Consider the following 17,743-nt stretch of genomic DNA (forward strand, 5'->3'; position numbering starts at 1 on the left):
GGATGAGGAGGCAGGATGACGGAAGGGCTTCAGGGGGTTCCCGTCGTCGCGCTCCTGGGCACCAGATGGGCGCAGCTCGAGGGGCACGGCACCCGGTGGCGAGCACTCGTCACCCGCTGGGCGGATCGGGGTCCGGTCACGGTCGTGGACTTCCCGCGCTTCTCTCGTCGCGTGCTGGGTCCGCGGGTGCGGGAACGTGAGTCGTGGCTGCCCGGTACGCGACTCCTCGACGTCACCGTGCCGGTCCTGCCGGTCGCGCAGTGGGGACGCACCGCCGACGCTCTGCGACCGCTGCTGCCTCAGGACGCCGTGCACGTCGCCGCGACACCCCTGTGGGCCCCGCTACTGCCCCACCTGGCCGGACGATGCGGCTTCGATGCCGTCGATGACTGGCGCGAGCACCCGGCCTTCGCCCATCTGCGCGCCAGGGTCGAAGCCGGCTACCGATCGCTGCCCCGGGTGGACGTGGTGACAGCGGTGTCCGACGAGCTGGCGCGCCGGCTGCGGGCCGACTACCGGGTCGAGCCTGTCGTGGTGCGCAACGGCGTTGACCTCTCGGCCTACGACGGAGACCGACCCGCCCCTGCAGGCCTGCCGGATGGTCCGTTTGCGGTCTACGTGGGAGTCATCGAGGACCGGGTGGACCTCACCCTGCTGGCGGAGGTGGCCCAGTACCTCCCGGTGGTCGTCGCCGGCCCGGCCCGGCGCACGCACGAGGCCGGGCTACTCGCGACCGGGGCGACCTGGCTCGGCCCCGTCGCCACCGGACTGGTTCCAGGGCTGCTGCAGCGGGCCGCTGTCGGGCTGGTGCCGCACCGAGCCTCGAGCTTCACGGCGAGCATGGACCCGATGAAGGTCCTCGAGTACTTGGCGGCTGGCCTTCCCGTGGTGGCTACTCCGGGCATCGACCATCCTGCCGTGGTTACCGTGGAGCCATCGCGCTTCGCGGCGACCGCGGCCCGCCTCGCGGGCGAGGGTCGGAACCGCTCCTCGCACCCCTCGGTCCGGGACCTCGACTGGGACGTCGTGGCCAATCAGATCCTCGGCCTACTGCTCGGGGACAGGGGCCCCACGTGAGGCCAGCGGTGGCATCCACGACGGCGTAGTGCCGCGCACGGACTTGCCCTGCTCCTCACCGATCCGGATGAGCTGCTCGAGCTGCGTCAGGTGGCGGTCGTAGTAGTCGGCGTAGCTGCGGTACCGGAAGAAGGCGGGATGGGCCTCGAAGACGTCGTTCATGAGCTGCTGGTCGTACTGCGTACCGGGGTTGTGCTTCCAGAAGTAGTTCTCGGTCGGCTGCCGTCCGTCGCAGCCGGCGACGTCCACGGAGTCGGCCAGTGCGAAGGCGATCGGCAGCAGGAACTGGGTGAGGATGTTCCCGCTGTCCCTGACCCGAGGCTCCTCCCGCGAGGGGATGTTCCAGTCTCCGGCAGTCGCCAGTCCCACCAGCCGGCCGGACAGCTCGGGTACGTGCTCGAGGATGAGAGAAGCCGAGTGCTCTGGTACCACCACCGTGAACGGCGCCAGCGCGAGGGCCTCCCGGAGGTCCGCTCGGAAGGCGGCCGCGTAGCGGCTCGGACCGAAGTGGAAGATCGGGTCACCGAAGACGACGTGGGTCGGCTGCAGGCGTGAGATCAGTTCCTTGTTGCGCACGGCAGAGTTGCAGAGAATCCGGACGTCCGCGTCGACCGCGTCGGGGTCCACGAGGGCCGCAGACGGACCGGTCCCCATCACGAAGGCCTTCGCGCCGGGGCGGTGACCGGAGAGCATCTCGTCACGCAGCGGGCCCTGGACAAACGGCGCGCAGAAGACCGCCCGCAGCAGGCGGTAGGGCACGAACTCCGACGTGTAGGACAGCGACGGATCGACGACAAGGCTGCTCCGCAGCACCCTCGCCACGGCCGGCAGGGTCCGCGGCCGCACGTCGTGCAGCAGGTGCAACGGGGACCCCGCGGCGCCCTGCGACTGCCAGGGCCCTGGGCCCACGAGAGTCGCGTCGAGGTAGGGAGCCGCTGCCGGGTCGACCTCGGAGACGCCGGGCACCACGACCGGCACATCGCTGCCCCGGAGGTAGAAGCAGATCCGGCCGACGACGTCGGCTGCGGCACGAGCGTCTGTCGGCGGCGGCCAGTAGACGAGGGTTGCCGCCTGGTCGCGATCAGGTGTTCGAGCAGCGGTCCTGAGTGCCTTGCTGAAGGCCCACCGTGAGTAGAACACCGCCTTGGAACGCGGTCCGTAGGCCGCGCGATTACCCGTCGAAGTCACGTCCCCAGCCTAGAGTGCAAGGGTGACCGGCGATGTGATGCGCGTCCGCCTGGCGTCCGCCGCCGGGCCACTGACGTCCGGGGCTGCCGTCATCGTCGTCTTCGCCGCGACGTCGGGCTTCCTGCCGGCGCCGTTGCTCCTCGGAGCCACCGTCGGCGCCTTGCTGGCCCACCTCGCCCTGGCCCGGCCTCGCGCTGCTGTCGCGATCGGCCTCGTCGCGATCGCTTGCGTGCCGGTCTACTACGGTCAGTACGTCGGTGGCACACAGCTCGGCATCACGCCGGTGGCGGTGGTGTCGGCGCTGCTCCTCCCGCTGGCGCTGCGGGAGTGCCACCGGCTGCGGCTCGGCCCGCTCGACGTGGCGGTGCTGGTGTTCGTGGGGCTGCGGGCCCTGTCCTACGCACTCAACTTCGAGGGGGCCTTCGGCCTCACCGCTGCGCTCCTGCTGCTCGTCCTGCTTCCGTACGCGGTATTCCGGGTGGTGCTGCTCCTCCCCGGGGCATTGCGAGCTGCCTCGTGGGCGCTCGCCGCCGCCGCCGTGCCGCTGTGCGTCGTGGCGCTGCGGGAGCGGGCGGGGAAGCCCAACCCCTTCTTCACGTGGGTCACACCGGAGTACCAGGCCGACGAGTGGGCGAAGGCCACGTCGCGTCTGTCGACCGCCCGCGTCGAAGCCAGCTTCGGCCATCCGATCGCCTTCGGCATGTTCCTCGCGCTGGCCTTCGTACTCCTGGTCGCCCTCGCCCTCACGACGCGCCAGACCTGGGCCAAAGTCGGGTGTTTCGCCGCGATGCCACTTGTCCTCGTCGCGCTCGTGATGACCTTGAGCCGCGGCCCGATGCTCATGGTGGCCGTCGCGCTTCCCGTCTTCCTGCTGACACAGGCATCCCACCTCGACCCGCGTCGACTGCGCGCGGTCCTGCTCATCGGACTCGCCCTCGGGATCGTCGTGCTGCAGAACTCCGGCACCCTGGCCGAGTTGCGAGAGGACAGCAGCGGGGAGTCCACAACGGCCAGCAGCGCGCAGTTCCGCCTGGAGATCCTTGAGATCGTCCGAGACCCGGCCCAGTTCTCCGTGCTCGGGCAGGCAAGCGAGAGCGACACTGGCGTGACGGAGTCGGTCTACTCGCGGGTCGGGGTCGTGTCGGTCGACAACGCCTACGCGCTGCTGTACCTGGCGAGCGGGGCGCTCGTGCTACTCGCTTTCGTCGGCGTCGCGGTCCTCGTGTGGCGCTCTGCGGTGGCCCGCGGACTCGACGCCCTGCAGCGGGCTTGGGCGGTCTCGGTGGCCGTGGCTCTGCTCAACCTCCTGACGGTCAACCTCCTCACCAGTTACGCCGACCTCTTCTGGATCGCGGTCGCGTCCGTCGCGGGAGTCGCGCAGACCACGGTCAGCCGCGGAAAACGGGCACAGGAGCTCCCGCTACCCCAGGATCACAGCGGAAGAGTCCCCCTGCCTGCGGCTGCCCACTGACGCCAACAGCCGCACTGGTCACCCAGAGCGCGTCGTCGGAGAACGCACAAGAGGTGACCTGTTCCGCTGGAACGTCGATCCGGCCAGTCACCGTGCCACGGTCGTCGTAGCGCAAGACGCACCAGCCCCCCCACACCGCGACCCACACACCGCCCTCGTCGTCGAGGGCCAGCCCGTCCGGGACTCCCGCAACGTCGTCGGGCAGCTCCGCGGCCGTGCGGCGGCCCGTCAGCTCGCCATCCGACGTCACGTCGAACAGATCGACGCGACGCGTCGGCGAGTCGACGAACCACATGCGCTCGCCCGCACGGTCGAAGGCAAGCCCGTTGCCGATGGAGAGGCCCCGCAGGACAGCGACTGGCTCCTCCTCCCCGTTCCACCGCCACAGGGTGCCCGCGCCGGCCGCTCCCGTCCTGTCCATGGTGCTGGCCCAGAACCGTCCTGCCGGATCGCACCCACCATCGTTCATCCGGTGCGTCGGCAAGCCGCGCTCCACATCGACGACCGGCTCGAGCTCGCCGTCCCGGACCCGTGCGAAGCCGTCGGCCGTCGCAGCGACTAGTCCGCCGTCGAGGGACAGCACGATGGCGCCGACCTCCATCGGAAGTTCCACCGGCTGCTGCGGGCCTTGAGCTGGGTCGTAGGCGTGCAGTCGCCGCCCCGTGATGTCAAGCCATCGCAACAGGCCGGCAGACCGGTCCCACAGCGGGCCCTCGCCGAGCTCCGCCCGGGCATCGTGCACCAACTCGGCTCTCAACGCAGCGCCCGAGCGGGCACGCCGACCAGCACCGTGCCTGCGGCGAAGCTCCGCGTCACCACAGCACCGGCGCCCACGACACAACCGGGACCTAGCTCGATCCCACCGACCAGCTGGGCACCCGGACCGAGGTAACAACCGTCCCCGACGACCGCGGCGCGACCGTCGCTCTCACCGATGTTGACCCCCGCGTGGATGCGGACGTCGGCCCCCACCTGCGCCTTGCGGCTGACCACGACGGTCCCGACGTGCGCGAGGCAGAGGCCCGGCCCGGTCGTGTTGACGGGGACGGTGAAGCCGAGCCGGGTGCCTGCGCGCAGCAGCCGGTAGCGCAGCAGCGCGGCACCGGCCCTCCCCCAGGGTCCAGGCCAGCAGTTGCTCGCCCACTCAGCGGCCCGTAAGCGCCGCTGGAACGCCAGCTGAGGGCGGGTGAGGAGGGCGCCCGGTCGCACCCGGTCCAACCCGTGCGCCGCCGCGTCGCGGCGCAGGTGCTCCCGGTAGTCCATACGGGACGTGATGGGCACGCTCGTCCTGCCTCCGATCGCCGTCGTTGGAGAGTCTAGGGTTGGGGTCGTGGGAGGTATGCGCGGCACGACAGAGCACCTGCCCGTCGCCGCAGTGGTCCTACCAGTGCACGCCGACCCGGGCATCGCCCACACGCTGCGCTCGCTAAGGCGGCTCGACTGGCCGGCCGACCGCCTCCACGTCCTGGTGGCCCTCGACGGACCGGACCCGGAGACCGAGCGCGTGGCACGCCAGCACGGTGCGCATGTCGTCGTGCTGCCGACCAACCAGGGCTCGTATGCCGCCCGCAATGCCGCCGTGGACGCCCTGCCCGACGACGTCGAGATCGTCGCTTTCACCGACGCCGACTGCGAGGTGATGCCGAGGCTCCTGCACGAGCACGCGGCAGCGCTGCGGGTAGCGGACCTCTCTGGCGGTGCCGTAGAGGTAACGCTGCGGCGACGCGCTTCACCGGCCGAGTGGGTCGACAGCCGCAGACACCTCAGGCAGAAGCAGTACGTCGAGGTCGACGGCTATGCTGCCACGGCCAACCTCGCGGTCCGGCGCTCGGTGCTGGGCCAGGTCCGCTTCACATCTGGCCTGCGCAGCGGGGGGGACGCCGACTTCTGCCTCAGGGCGCGAGCCGCTGGCCTCTCACTCGTCTACACGGAGGGGGCTCGCGTCTTGCACCCCGCGCGGACCACAGACGCCGAGGTGATGAAGAAGGTGCGGAGGATCTGCACCGGCATCGAGGCCAACCCGGCGCGATGGAAGGACAGGGTCATCCGCAAGCCCTCACTGCGGGCCAGCCTCCGCGTCGTCCGCCAAGCCCACCGGGCGAAGACCTCGCGCGGCCCACTGTGGGACCTACGCGCCTTCCTCCTGGACCAGCGCGCGTCGCGAGCCGTCTTCCGAAGTGCCGCCCGCGCGAAGAGCCGCACGTGACCTCGGTGCAGAGCATCGTGCGCACGGTGGTTCCCCACCCGCGGCTGCGGTGGACCCTGGGGCTCATCGGCGTCCTCGCGCGCAAGAACTTCCAGACTCGCTTCAAGCGCAGTTACTTCGGTGTCGCGCTGATCGCGCTGCAGCCCATGGTGCAGGCGCTGGTCTACAGCATCGTGTTCCTCAAGATCTTCAAGGTGACCCGGGTGGAGCACTACCCGCTCTACATCCTGTCCGGTGTGATGCCCTGGGCGCTGATCACGGCAGGGATCCTCGGCGCCACGACATCAGTGGTGGAGAACAGTTCCCTCGTGCGCAAGATCGATGTGCCGCGGATGGTGTTCCCGCTCGCGGCGATCGGCGGTGCCTGCCTCGCCTTCGTCGTCCCGCTCGCGATCCTGCTCGTAGCCGGAGGCGTGACGGGCACGCTGGGGGTCAACACGCTGTGGGTGCTGCTCGCCCTCCCCCTGCAGCTGGTGCTCATCGCCGCTGTCGGCATCCTCGCCTGCGGGCTCCATGTTGCCTACCGCGACGTCCGCTACGTCTTGGACGCAGCCCTGCTCCTGCTCTTCTACTCCGTGCCCGTGCTCTACGTCATGGAGATCGTTCCCGAGGGGGGGCGCGACCTGGTGCGAGCCAACCCCTTCACCGGTGTCCTGTCGCTATGGAGGGCGGCGATCCTCGACCGACCGCTCGACGGGCGTGCCGTGACGATCAGCCTGGTGGTGGCGCCCCTGCTGCTCACGCTCGGCGCCTGGTCCTTCCAACGGCGCTCGCGCAACTTCGCGGACCTGGTGTGACCGCCCCCCTGCTCGTCGCTGAGGGCATCTTCAAGCGCTTCGCGACCGGAGGCACCCGTTCCTTGTTGGCAACGGTTCGTCGGCGTGAGCGTCCGCCGGACATGTGGGCGCTGCGGGAGGTGGACGCGACCGTCGGACCCGGCGAGGTGCTGGCCATCGTCGGTCGCAACGGTGCCGGTAAGTCCACGATGCTCAAGGTCTGTGCCGGCGTCACACGGCCGACGTACGGCACCCTGAAGCGCCCACCACGCGTCGCGCCGCTCATCGAGGTCGGCGCGGGCTTCCACCCCGAGCTCACTGGGCGAGAGAACGTCTTCGTGAACGGCCGACTGCTGGGGATCGGGCAGCGGGAGCTCGAGGCGCGCTTCTCCGAGATCGTGGAGTTCGCAGAGCTCACCGACGCCATCGACCGACCCGTGCGCCAGTACAGCTCGGGGATGTTCATGCGGCTCGGCTTCTCGGTCGCTATTCACACTCGGCCGCAGCTCCTCATCGTCGACGAGGTGCTAGCCGTCGGGGACCTGCCGTTCCAGCTCCGGTGTCTCGACAAGATCCGTGAGCTGCGCGAGCAGGGGACTGGCGTGCTCTTCGTCAGCCACAACCTGGCGGCGGTCCTGAGCCTCGCTGACCGTGCGATGCTCCTCGAAGGCGGTCGCGCGACCCTCACCGGTGACCCGCGCGATGTGGTCGGCGCCTACCACGACAGCCTCGCTGTCACCCAGAGCGCGGCTCGTGACGTGGGCGAGGACGGCGCCTTCGCTGGTGAGGTCGAACTCGAGCAGGTCACGGTGCTCGATGCTGCCGGCCAGCCGCGTTCGCTGTGGTCACCCGGCGAACGGGCCACCCTCGTGCTTCAGGTCCGGGCCCATGCCGATGTCCCGGAGTCGGCGCTCGGGATCCGACTCATCAAGGAGGGCGCCGGGATGATCGGCACCTTTCTCGGCACCGACGGTCCCTACGTGGCTCCGCTGCGCCGCGGCGAGACTGCCCAGGTCCGGGTCGACCTCGACCTCAACGTCGGCGAGGGCTCCTACTTGGTCGACATCGGGATGGGTCTCAAGGACATCTCGCGCGTGTGGTTCGACCAGAAGGGCGTCGCCCGATTCGGGGTAGCGGCACGGCCGGGTGCGAGCGGCATCGTCGATTTCGCGCCCGTCGTGCGCCCGTGATTCGCCCCGGCCGGTCGGCACCGCCCCTCGAGGTGGCCTACGTGCTCGCGCGCTATGCCCAGCTGTCGCAGACTTTCGTGGATGGCGAGATCTCCGAGCAGCGTCGCCGAGGCAGCACCGTGCCTGTCCTGGCTCTTCGCCGTGGTGACCGAGATCTCGGGGACGACCCGAGGGTCACCTACCTCGAGGACGTGCCGGACGACTGGCCGCAGGTCTTCCGGCACAACCTCGCAGCCCTCTTGCGACATCCCCTGGGCTACTCCACGTTCCTGCGGCGGGTCCGGCTGCTGCGCACGGAGATGGGGAGAAGCCGCCCGGAGCTGTTGCGATGGTGGCGCCTGCCCGGGGTCGCGACAGAGCTCCGCAGCCAGGGGGTCCGGGTGCTGCACGCCCACTTCGCCTGGTCTGGCGCGGCGGCCGCGGCCTGCCTCAGCCCGCTGCTGGGCGCGCCGTGGTCGATGACCGTGCATGCGAACGACATCCACGCCCGTCGTCGCAACCTCGAGGTCAAGCTCGCACTCGCCGACCAAGTCGTGACCGTCTGCCGCTACAACCTCGAGGCCCTCCCCGGCACCCGATCGCCCGTCCGTGTTCTCACCTGCGGCATCACACTTCCCCAGGAGGCGCCACAGGTCGAGCGTGACCTCGACCTCGTCTGCGTCGGCCGTCTCATCGCGAAGAAGGGTGTGGACCTAGCGGTGGAGGCGGTGGGGCAGCTGCGCGACCGAGGGATCGCGACGACTCTCCATGTCGTCGGCGATGGTCCCCTCCGATCGGCCTTGGACGAGCAGGTCACCCGGGCAGGCCTGCAGGACCACATCTGCTTCCACGGTGCGCTGCCCCACGAGGAGGTGCTCGGCCTCGTCGGACGCGCGAAGGTGCTGTGCCTGCCTTGCCGGGTAGCGCCCGACGGAGATCGGGACGCGATGCCGACCGTGCTCGTGGAGGCGATGGCCCGCGGGGTCCCCGTGGTGTCGACTGACATCGGAGGGATCCCCGAGATGGTCGACGCCGACGTCGGACGCTTGGTCCCACCCGAGCAGGTGGACGCCCTGGCTGACGCGCTGGCCGAACTGCTCACCGACGCCCCGCTGCGGGAGCGCTTGGGTAACGCAGGACGTGTGCGAGCCGCAGAGCGCTTCGACGTGCGTCAGCAGACAGCGACGCTCGCGGAGTGGCTGCAGGAGCTGGCGACCCGATGACCCCTCTCGACTTCGGCATCGCGCTGCTGCGCCGGCACGCCGACGCGCACCCAGGGGGCGAGGCTCGGCTCAGGAGGCGGTGGAAGCGATCGCAGGAAGCCTCCCGCGTACGTCGGGGACGCCGCCTGGCCCGCTGGATCCGGCTCTGGGGTGGCACCGTCGGCGAAGGCCTCCGCGTGGAGAGGGGCGTTCACCTGCGCCACCTGCCCCACGCCGGTTGGGCGCTGGGTGACCACGTCTACTTCGGCCGCGGTCTCGTCCTCGACGTCTGGCCCGGTGCGCGCTTCGAGCTCGGCGATCGCGTCAAGCTCATGCACTTCGTCGTGGTCAGCGCCGTCGAGCACCTCGCACTGCACGAACGTGCTCAAGTGGGCGAGTGCGCGACGCTGCGAGACAACGATCACGACACGGCAGCCGGCACCTCCATGTCCACGGCCCCGGTCGTGTCTTCGCCCACCGTGATCGGGGCCGACGCCTGGATCGCGCGGGGCGTCGCGGTCACGGCTGGTTCGACCGTCGGATCCGGGACTGTCGTTGGCGCCAACGCGGTGGTGCGAGGCGAACTCCCGTCACACAGCGTGGCTGTCGGCCTGCCGGCGCGCGTCATTCGCTCCCGGTAGCGCTCCGGCCAAGTGCTGCACCAGCGCTGCAGCGACGCGTTGTGAGAACGCATCACGCCCCCGACCGTTCAGGTGGACCATGTCCGCGTAGTAGGACGAGTCCTCGAAGTCGTCGGTGACGTCCATCAACGGCACCTGCTCCTCGGCTGCGAGCCGACGCAGGTCCTCCTTCATCGCGATCCAGTTGGTCCGGCCACCGACGAACATCTCGTCGAGCATCTCGGTCGGCACAGGCAGCATCAGGTAGACGACCTGCGCCCCCCTGGCGCGGGAGGAACGGGCCATCTCGCGCAGGGCGCCGCTCTGCACGCCGCCGTCGTTGAAGTCAGTCTGTGCCTGCTGACGGATCAGCTCACGCATCTTCGGCCCGTTGCGGTAGCTCCGCTCGAGCAGGTCAGTGCCCTGTCCCAGCGGCCCGAGCCTGCCCTCCACCTCGAGCGGCACCCGCCACCCGAGCAGCCCGGGTCGACGCGCCAGCTCCCGCAGGGCGCGGGCGAACGCTCGCGGTCGCCGCACGAGCCCGGCGTGCCGCACCGCGTAGGAGCGATCCTCGCACCGGCGACGCAGCCGCTGGCCGCGGCTGAGCCGATGAGCAGGCGCTGCGAGGTACTCCTCCAGTCGACTGGTCAGCGGGCTGTTGTCATTGACGATGAGCGGCGCGACCTCGATCAGCACGAGCCGCGGTCGGGCGACGGGGAGCACGACGTCGGTCATCCAACGTGCCGACACGCTCGGGACCCCTCTGTAGATCGACGCGTTGTAGCAACGCAGCCCGGTCGCGCGGACGAGCGGATCCGGGTCCACGCCGTACAACGTCATCGACGTGCCGATCACGATGACGTCGATCGGCCCGTTGCGGGCCAGCCGCCGCAGCTGCGCCTCCTTGCGCTGGGTCACGAGGTCGTGCCACCACAGCGGCTCGTCCACCACCTTGGCCAGACCTCGGGCGAGCAGCTCGAGCGCCAGGGCGAGCGCGACCACGCCCGAGAGCAGCGCGACCATCATGGCTGCTTCACCGCAGTGGCCGAGAGCCCGGTCACCATCGTGCCCTCGCGGAACAGCTCAGGCCGCCGATCCTTGGCGGAGAGCACACGCACCACGGGCACCAGGATCCGACTGAGAACGGCGCGCTTCCAGCGGTTCATCGGTCGACGTCGCACCCAGAGGCCGAGCATCTGCGCGAGGCTTGCATCCCACCCGCCCATCGCGCGCACCTCGACCTGTGAGAACCCGGCAGAGCCGAGCAGTCGCTCCAGCGCGAAAGGGGTGTAGCGGTACTCGTCGTACGGCACCTCGTGCAGCGGCCAGAGGAAGGGCACCGTGAGAAGTAGGCGGCCCCCCGGTGCCAGCACGCGGAAGCACTCGCCGAGCACGGACGCAGGGTCCTGGCAGTGCTCGAGGACTTCCGTCAACAAGATCTGCTGCACCGCCGCGTCAGGCAACGGCATGACGCGACCGTCCCACGTCAGCTCCTGGTCCGGATAGCGATCGGACGTCATGTCCAGCCCAAGATGACGCGTTGCACCGCTCGGCGCCACTAGCACGAGCTCGCGGTACGGCGCGGTCCCACAACCCACGTCGAGCACGGTTCCGTGCATGCTCGCCAGCTCTCGCACGACGGCCTCCCGCACAGCGGTCCGATGCAGCCAACCGTCGAGGGTCGCGCTCGTGGGACGCCCCGCGACGGGGGGCCGAACCGGCACGGGCCGGGGAGGGGGACCATCCGCCGAGCGACTGACTGGGGGGGAAGCGTGCACGATGTGGGAGCTCTTTCGCTGGGGGGATACCGCTTCGACGGAGAAGGAGGGCCAGGCGCTCTGCCCAGCCGCCGGCTCCGAGCGTAGGAGCAGAGTCGAGGCCGGGGACGCCGGCGAGGCGCGCAAGACCGCCGACCTACGGGCGGGGGTGCTGCGGATGACGGCCTCCTAGTGCTGGGTCAGGTCCCTGTAGTCCGCGACCACCGGTTGTATCGGCAGTGACAGCGGAATGACGTCGGTCGCATCGAGGCCGTCGAGTGCCCCGACCTGCGCACCGAGCCGCTGACCCCCGACGACGACGTCGGCGAGATCACCGTCTGAGACCAAGAGGCCATCGGCGTCGAGCGCGAGCGGCACAGGCCGCTGGCCCGCGGCGACGGAGAAGCCGAGGTCTTCCGTCGCGCCCGGAGCTGCCAGCCGGTCAGCAGCCTGGGCGATGGCCCGGACGTAGTCGGGCGCCTGCGACTCCCAGACCCAGTTCTGGTCGAGTCGAGCACGTGCCGCCAGGCCGCGCTGCCGTCTCTCTTCGGGGTCGAGGAGCAGCCGCGCGGCGACGTCCGCAAGCGCTCCGGGGGTCTGTACCAGGCTGACGGCTGCGGCGCTGCCGGCAACGCGCTGTGTCTCCTGAAGCGCGTAGCAGACCATCGGCAGCCCGTGCGCCATGTACTCCAAGACCTTGTTGTGCGTGGAGACGTTGGCCAGCGGGTTCGCCGGGTCGGGCGCGATGCCCAACGACGCTGTCGAGAGGTAGGCCTTGATCTGCTCTGGACCTACCCGTCCCGGCCAGCTGCAGTAGTCCGCCAGCCCGAGCTCCTCAGCTCTCACCATGAGCCGTTCGCGCTGGTCTCCGAATCCGAGGAAGGCGCAGTGCACGTCGAGTCGGTGGCGGTGCACAAGCTCGGCCAGGGCGTCGACGGCGTGATCCACGCCGTCTTGCGGGCCCATCACGCCGAGGTACACGAGCAGGTGCTCGCGCCCCTGAGCGAGTTCGAGCTGCGGGGGGCCAGCTCGCATGCTGTCGCGGCGCGGGCCACTCATGACGACGTAGGAGGGCACCCGGAGGCGACCGAGGGCTCGGGCTCGTTGCCGATAGGCCTCATTGGGGAAGACCACGACGTCGGCGAGTCGGAAGGTGAAGCGCTCGAGGAGGACGAGGATGCGGTGAAGCAGCGCTCCGTCAGTGCCCCCGCGCGACAGGAAGATCTCCGGGCAGAGATCGTGCTGGTCGTACACGAAGCGCGTGCGTTGCCACAGCCGCAACATGCCCGCGATCAGGAACATCGTGTCGGGGGGGTTGCAAGCCTGGACGACATGCACGCGCTCACGACGGGCGACCCTGACGACGAGATGGGCCATGCGCAGCAGCGCGACGAGGAACTCGCGGGCGAACCCGAGGGGACCGCGGCCCTCGCGCGGTGCCCGGTAGCGGTGGATCCGGACGCCGTCGAGCACCTCAGCGCGGACGTCGCCGGCGCCCATCGGGCACACCACCGACACCCGCCACCCTGCGGCCTGGGCCTCCGTGCACTCCTGCCACACCCGACGGTCCATGGGCACGCTCAGGTTCTGCACGAGGACCAACAGGTGCGCTCCGGTCGGACGCGAGCGCTCGCGCCGGCGGGAACGCCGACCACTGTGCGTCACACTCCGTGGTTCGACCAGCGCACCCTCCCTCCCTACGAGGTCGAGCGGCGCAGACCCGGTCATGCTCCTCCTAACGTCGGGGAGCCCCAATCGTCGCGCCCTGCTACGTAACGTTACGTGACGATACGATAACCCTCGGTGAAGGTCCGTCGACATGTCGCCGTTGGGGCACTCCTGGCCTCCTGCCGCTGAGCCGCCGGTCGTGAGCCGTCACGAAGCAGGATCCGGCGGCCGAGCATCCCCGCGCTCGCGTTGCCGGCCCGTAGGATGTGGTCCCCCGCGCGGTGCGCCACAGCAGCCCCGCCGCACGGAGCGGCCCCGCGCCGAGCGGCGTTCCATACCGCGGTGGGACGCAGATAGATTGCAGCGATGGACCCTGTGGCTTTCCTCGCTCTGCTACGTCGACGCTCGGGCGCACTCGTGCTCTGCGTCGCGGCCGGGGTGGCGGGTGCCCTCGTGTTCACGGCGCAGAGCACCGAGCTCTACCGAGCGACGACCCGCGCCTACGTTGACATCCCCAGCGGTGTCAGCACGGTGGTCACGGCCAATCAAGGGCAGCAGCTCGTCACTGACCTCCTGCCGAGCATCGCGGAGCTGGCGTCGTCGCGAAGGGTCGCCGAGCAGGTGAAGGCTCAGTTGCGACTGCCCGACTCCATCTCTGCCATCCGGTCCAAGCTGTCCGCGACGACCAAGCCCCGCACCCTGTTCATCGACATCTCGGCGGTGGATCCGGACCCGATCAGGGCTCGGTCTCTCGCTGATGCAGCAAGCCTCGCGGTCTCGGGCGTCTTCAGCGACCTGCAGGCCGGCCGGCCGAAGAACACCATGGTGTCGCTCAAGGCACTCGACGGCGCGGTGACACCGGGGCAGCCCTTCGAGCCGAGGCCCGGATACAACCTCGCGCTCGGGCTCGCGCTGGGCCTCACGTCAGGAATCCTGCTCGCACTGCTCCTCGACGCTCTCGACCGGACGGTGAAGACCTCGGTTCAAGCAGAAGACGTTACAGGAGCACCCGTGCTCGGTCTCCTACCCCGTTTCAAGCGCGGAGCAAGCACCAACATCACGACGACCGTTCCCGATGACCCGGCAGCCGAAGCGTACCGGGCCTTACGCACGAGCGTTCGATTCCTGGACCCAGACCATCCGCTCCAGATCATCGCCGTGACCTCGCCTTCGGCGTCTGAGGGCAAGACCACTACCGCGGTCAACCTCGCTGTGGCCATGGCTCAGAGCGGAGAGCGGGTCATGCTGGTGGACGCGGATCTGCGCCGGCCGAGCGTCGCGACGTCGCTCGGCATCGAGGGCGTCGTGGGGCTGTCCAACGTCGTGACGCGCACGGCGACTCTGTCGGATGCAGTCCAGCACTGGGGGGGCCTCCTGGACGTGCTCCCTGCTGGTCAGCTACCCCCCAACCCTAGCGAGATCGTGGGCTCGCAGAGCATGGGTGCGCTCCTCGAAGAGCTGCGGGAGCGGTACGACGTCGTCGTTGTCGACGCACCACCCGTGCTCGCTGTGACCGACGCCGTCGTGCTGGCTACGCAAGTGGACGGTGTCCTACTCGTCCTGCGCGCTGGATCGACGCAGCGCGGGCTCGCTGTCGAGGCGCGGCGTCGCCTTGACGGGGTGGGAGGTTCTGTCGTCGGGTGCGTCCTGAACGCGGTCGCCAACTCGACTGCCCAGGGCTACTACGCCGCCTACCGGCACGACCAACACGGGTACCGATCAGCGTAGAGCCACGCAGTCGAATCGGACGTTTCATGGCGTACGGCGGCTTGAGGAACTCATCTCGGGTTTCGCGAAACGTTGCTCCGTTTGGCACGTTATGCCTGGTGGGGGACGTTATGCTGACTCGGAACATCTCAAGGGGGAACGCACTGTGCGCGGACGCGGAGTACTTGTAGCCGGAGGGCTCTGCGCTGCTGTGATCATCGGGCCCGCAGCCATCGCCGCGGGCCCGTATCCGCCGCCCAGCGGCGTATCAGGGTCAGTCGGCCCCAGTCGGATTCAGGCTGGTGGGTGTGCCGTGTTCACCGGCCAGGGCTTCTCCGCGAACACGGCGATCGCGGTTGCGGAGGACGGCGCGCCCCTGCCGTCGACCCAGACCGACGCAAGTGGCAAGTTCAGCACTCAGATCTGCTACCCCACCGATGCTCAGCCTGGTGAGCGCACCCTGACCGGCACCGGCTCAGCGCCAGACGGCACGACCGAGCCCACGGCACTGTCCCGCTTCCTGCTCCCTGCTGCCTCCGCGGACGTGACCCGCACCGTGTCGGTGAAGATCACCATCACCGGTGTCTCGCAGAGCAGCCCCAGCCCCAACCCGGGCGGCGGGACCACCGGAGGGACCGGCGGAACCACCGGAACCACCACCGGAGGGACCGGCGGAACCACCGGAACCAACGACAACGACGACGACGGCGAGCTCATCGAAGGCGGCGGCGGAACCATCATCGGTGGTGGCGGTGGCGACCAGGAGGGCGTGCTCAGCCCCTCGCCCGTCATCGGGCTGCCGCGTTCCGGGTTCGGCGCCCTCGTGGTGGCTGCTGTCGGCACCGGTCTCGTGGCACTCGGCAGCGGCGCGCTCCTGTTCGCCGGGCGCCGACGCCGCGCGCACGAGCCGACCGCCACGACCTGACTGGTCCGACCGACCGCCTCGGCCCACAGCCTGCGGCGCAGCACGCCCTTGCCACTAGCCTGGAACCGGGCCGACCCCGCGTCGTCCCAGACGCCGTCCTAGACAGCCCCTCGCCTGACCTCGGGAGCCGCCTTGCTGTCGCGTCGCGCCCGTCGGTGGCGTCGTCGAGGCCGTCCGGTCTGGATCGCGCTGCTCGCCCTCTCGTCGCTGCTGCTGCTCGGCAGTCTCGTGCTCGCCTTCCAACTGCGAGGCGTCTCGTCCGATCTCAGCGACGCGGCGGACGACCTGCGTTCGGCCCAGTCTGCGATAGCTGACGGCGACCTCGATGCGGCGCGCCGCGACGTGGCCACGGCGCGCACGCATTCTGCGGCGGCGCGCGACACAACAGACGGCCCGCTCTGGCGCGCCTACGGCCGGCTACCCCTGGTCGGCACCGCCGTCAACGAAGTCCGCGTCGTCTCGACCGCCCTGGCCCTCACCACTGACGAGGTGCTCCCGCGACTGGTCGCCGTCGACGTCCAGCAGTCCCGCTGGACGGGAGCCATCGACTCCACACCGTTCGTCAAGGCACAGGTCCCGCTGCGTGCCGCCGGCGCAGCGCTGGCGCGCACCCGCGACCTGCTCGTCCGCACCCCCAGCGCACGCATCACCCCGCTGGGCGATGCTCGCGACGAGCTCGAGACGGCCTTGCGTAGCCTGTCCCAGACCGTCGGCGAGGCCTCCGTTGCGGCGGAGGTCGTCCCGTCACTGGTCGGGTCGGACACTCCACGCCGATACTTCCTCGCGCTGCAGAACACCGCAGAGGCGCGCGCCACCGGCGGCCTCATCGCGACCTTTGGGATCCTGCGCGCCGACAGGGGGCGCCTCGTGCTCGAGCGGGTCGGCTCCACCCAAGAGCTCGTCGACACAGAGTCGCCCGCGCTCGACCTGGGCGACGAGTACGACCGGCGCTACTCGCGCTTCGAGACCACGTCCACGTGGCGTGCCGCAAACCTGAGCCCCCACCTCCCGTCGGTCGGCCCGCTGCTCACCGCGCTGTGGGAGCGCCAGACCGGGCAGCGCCTCGACGGCGCCGTCCTGGCTGACCCCGTGGCCCTGAGCCTGCTGCTGGGGGCAACTGGCCCGGTTTCCCTTTCCGACGGGACGCGGCTCACTGAGTCCAACGCTGTGGAGACGCTGTTGGCTGGGGTCTATCGACGCTTCCCCGACCGTCAGGAAGCGGAGCGCAACAGCGTCTACCAGGACGCAGCGCGTGCGGTCTTCGCGCGTCTCGGCCGCCCGGGGCTCAACCCACGGCGCTTGGTCGATCGGGTCGGACGAGCGGCCGCCAGCGGACACCTGCAGGTGTGGTCCGCGGAGCCCGACGTGGAAGCGCAGTTGGTGCAGTCTCGGGTGGGCGGTGCGCTGCTGTCCGCCGGCCCCTACCTCGAGGTCCTGACGCAGGACGTCGGGGGTACGAAGCTCGACTACTACCTGCGGCGCGCCGTCACCTACGACGCTCGCCCGACCGATGAGGCCATCGACCTGGGCGAGGGCGCCGAGTTCGAGGAGGAGGCGGAGGTCACGGTCCGCCTGACCAACGCGGCACCCGTGAACCTCCCCTCCTACGTCACCACGAGACGTGATGTCCGCAATGCCCCGGTGGGCCAGGCCAAGACGTGGCTGTCGGTCTACCTCGGCCGACGTGCGACGGTGCTCGGTGCCACCCTCGACGGTCGAGAGGTGGCGGTCGAGACGCAGACCGAGCGCGGGCTCACTGCGGTCTCGCTGTTCTTGACGCTGGACCGTGGGCAGGCGCGTTCCTTCGTGCTGCGCGTACGTCAACCGGCCATGACCTCCCAGCCGCTGCGCGTCCGCCAGCAACCCCGGACCAGGCAGGACGACGTGGTCGTACGACGACAGGGCGCGCCCGTCCCCGTCGAGCTGGTTTACGCCCCGCCGTCCGGCACGTCGTAGAGCAGGCCCTCGCCCTATCGG

Annotated in this window: 16 protein-coding genes; 9 read left to right on the top strand and 7 right to left on the bottom strand. The window is 70.1% G+C overall.

All coding sequences use genetic code 11. The features are described 5' to 3' along the window. The first annotated feature begins 15 nt into the window (after window positions 1-15). Complete coding sequence (locus tag Q8R60_11035; GenBank protein MDP3713001.1) at window positions 16-1,077, top strand: glycosyltransferase; 1,062 nt, start codon at window positions 16-18, stop codon at window positions 1,075-1,077. On the opposite strand, the gene Q8R60_11040 is transcribed toward Q8R60_11035, so the two are convergent. Further along, complete coding sequence (locus tag Q8R60_11040; GenBank protein ID MDP3713002.1) at window positions 1,048-2,217, bottom strand: hypothetical protein; 1,170 nt, start codon at window positions 2,215-2,217, stop codon at window positions 1,048-1,050. The two genes, Q8R60_11035 and Q8R60_11040, sit on opposite strands and share 30 nt — an antisense overlap. Window positions 2,218-2,287: 70 nt before the next feature. Between Q8R60_11040 and Q8R60_11045 the strand changes: the two genes are divergently transcribed. Continuing rightward, window positions 2,288-3,736 (top strand): O-antigen ligase family protein, encoded by a 1,449-nt coding sequence (locus Q8R60_11045; protein ID MDP3713003.1) that lies wholly within the window; start codon window positions 2,288-2,290, stop codon window positions 3,734-3,736. Here the strand turns inward: Q8R60_11045 and Q8R60_11050 are convergent. Next, window positions 3,654-4,478, bottom strand: a complete 825-nt coding sequence (locus Q8R60_11050) for an SMP-30/gluconolactonase/LRE family protein (GenBank protein MDP3713004.1) — start codon at window positions 4,476-4,478, stop codon at window positions 3,654-3,656. The genes Q8R60_11045 and Q8R60_11050 overlap by 83 nt on opposite strands. Before the next feature lie 11 nt (window positions 4,479-4,489). Next, complete coding sequence (locus tag Q8R60_11055) at window positions 4,490-5,017, bottom strand: DapH/DapD/GlmU-related protein (GenBank protein MDP3713005.1); 528 nt, start codon at window positions 5,015-5,017, stop codon at window positions 4,490-4,492. Between the two features lie 58 nt (window positions 5,018-5,075). Here Q8R60_11055 and Q8R60_11060 point away from each other — a divergent pair, with 58 nt between their 5' ends. Genes Q8R60_11060 through Q8R60_11075 form a run of 4 tightly spaced genes read left to right on the top strand, consistent with a single transcriptional unit; the run spans window position 5,076 to window position 9,110 of the window. Continuing rightward, window positions 5,076-5,942 (top strand): glycosyltransferase family A protein, encoded by an 867-nt coding sequence (locus Q8R60_11060; GenBank protein ID MDP3713006.1) that lies wholly within the window; start codon window positions 5,076-5,078, stop codon window positions 5,940-5,942. Beyond that, the gene (locus Q8R60_11065) at window positions 5,939-6,739 is read left to right on the top strand and encodes an ABC transporter permease (GenBank protein MDP3713007.1); all 801 of its coding nucleotides are present in this window, start codon (window positions 5,939-5,941) and stop codon (window positions 6,737-6,739) included. The genes Q8R60_11060 and Q8R60_11065 overlap by 4 nt, the downstream gene beginning before the upstream one ends. After that, window positions 6,736-7,908, top strand: a complete 1,173-nt coding sequence (locus Q8R60_11070; GenBank protein MDP3713008.1) for an ABC transporter ATP-binding protein — start codon at window positions 6,736-6,738, stop codon at window positions 7,906-7,908. Before Q8R60_11065 ends, Q8R60_11070 begins: the two co-directional genes overlap by 4 nt. A gap of 41 nt (window positions 7,909-7,949) precedes the next feature. Continuing rightward, window positions 7,950-9,110, top strand: coding sequence for a glycosyltransferase (locus tag Q8R60_11075; GenBank protein MDP3713009.1), 1,161 nt, complete (start codon window positions 7,950-7,952; stop codon window positions 9,108-9,110). Here Q8R60_11075 and Q8R60_11080 read toward each other — a convergent pair. The 4 genes from Q8R60_11080 to Q8R60_11095 form a co-directional block, all read right to left on the bottom strand. Then, window positions 9,059-9,478, bottom strand: coding sequence for a hypothetical protein (locus Q8R60_11080; protein ID MDP3713010.1), 420 nt, complete (start codon window positions 9,476-9,478; stop codon window positions 9,059-9,061). The two genes, Q8R60_11075 and Q8R60_11080, sit on opposite strands and share 52 nt — an antisense overlap. A 201-nt stretch (window positions 9,479-9,679) precedes the next feature. Further along, the gene (locus Q8R60_11085; GenBank protein MDP3713011.1) at window positions 9,680-10,735 is read right to left on the bottom strand and encodes a hypothetical protein; all 1,056 of its coding nucleotides are present in this window, start codon (window positions 10,733-10,735) and stop codon (window positions 9,680-9,682) included. Beyond that, window positions 10,732-11,346 (bottom strand): class I SAM-dependent methyltransferase, encoded by a 615-nt coding sequence (locus tag Q8R60_11090; protein ID MDP3713012.1) that lies wholly within the window; start codon window positions 11,344-11,346, stop codon window positions 10,732-10,734. The genes Q8R60_11085 and Q8R60_11090 overlap by 4 nt, the downstream gene beginning before the upstream one ends. A gap of 309 nt (window positions 11,347-11,655) precedes the next feature. Next, the gene (locus Q8R60_11095; GenBank protein ID MDP3713013.1) at window positions 11,656-13,194 is read right to left on the bottom strand and encodes a glycosyltransferase family 4 protein; all 1,539 of its coding nucleotides are present in this window, start codon (window positions 13,192-13,194) and stop codon (window positions 11,656-11,658) included. Window positions 13,195-13,500: 306 nt separating this feature from the next. Between Q8R60_11095 and Q8R60_11100 the strand changes: the two genes are divergently transcribed. From Q8R60_11100 to Q8R60_11110, 3 genes are all read left to right on the top strand, one after another. After that, the gene (locus Q8R60_11100; GenBank protein ID MDP3713014.1) at window positions 13,501-14,862 is read left to right on the top strand and encodes a polysaccharide biosynthesis tyrosine autokinase; all 1,362 of its coding nucleotides are present in this window, start codon (window positions 13,501-13,503) and stop codon (window positions 14,860-14,862) included. 292 nt (window positions 14,863-15,154) lie between these two features. After that, window positions 15,155-15,766, top strand: a complete 612-nt coding sequence (locus Q8R60_11105; GenBank protein ID MDP3713015.1) for a hypothetical protein — start codon at window positions 15,155-15,157, stop codon at window positions 15,764-15,766. A 132-nt stretch (window positions 15,767-15,898) separates the two neighbouring features. Then, entirely contained in the window at window positions 15,899-17,722 is a 1,824-nt protein-coding gene (locus Q8R60_11110; protein ID MDP3713016.1) for a DUF4012 domain-containing protein, read from the top strand. Window positions 17,723-17,743: the final 21 nt, after the last annotated feature.

Source organism: Mycobacteriales bacterium, from assembly GCA_030697205.1.
Taxonomy (GTDB): Bacteria; Actinomycetota; Actinomycetes; order Mycobacteriales; family SCTD01; genus JAUYQP01.

Excerpts from the sequence above, each read along its gene's own strand:
- Q8R60_11035 (MDP3713001.1), top strand. The coding sequence starts at position 16 with ATGACGGAAGGGCTTCAGGGGGTTCCCGTCGTCGCGCTCCTGGGCACC.
- Q8R60_11060 (MDP3713006.1), top strand. The coding sequence starts at position 5,076 with ATGCGCGGCACGACAGAGCACCTGCCCGTCGCCGCAGTGGTCCTACCA.
- Q8R60_11085 (MDP3713011.1), bottom strand. The coding sequence starts at position 10,735 with ATGATGGTCGCGCTGCTCTCGGGCGTGGTCGCGCTCGCCCTGGCGCTC.
- Q8R60_11095 (MDP3713013.1), bottom strand. The coding sequence starts at position 13,194 with ATGACCGGGTCTGCGCCGCTCGACCTCGTAGGGAGGGAGGGTGCGCTG.
- Q8R60_11100 (MDP3713014.1), top strand. The coding sequence starts at position 13,501 with ATGGACCCTGTGGCTTTCCTCGCTCTGCTACGTCGACGCTCGGGCGCA.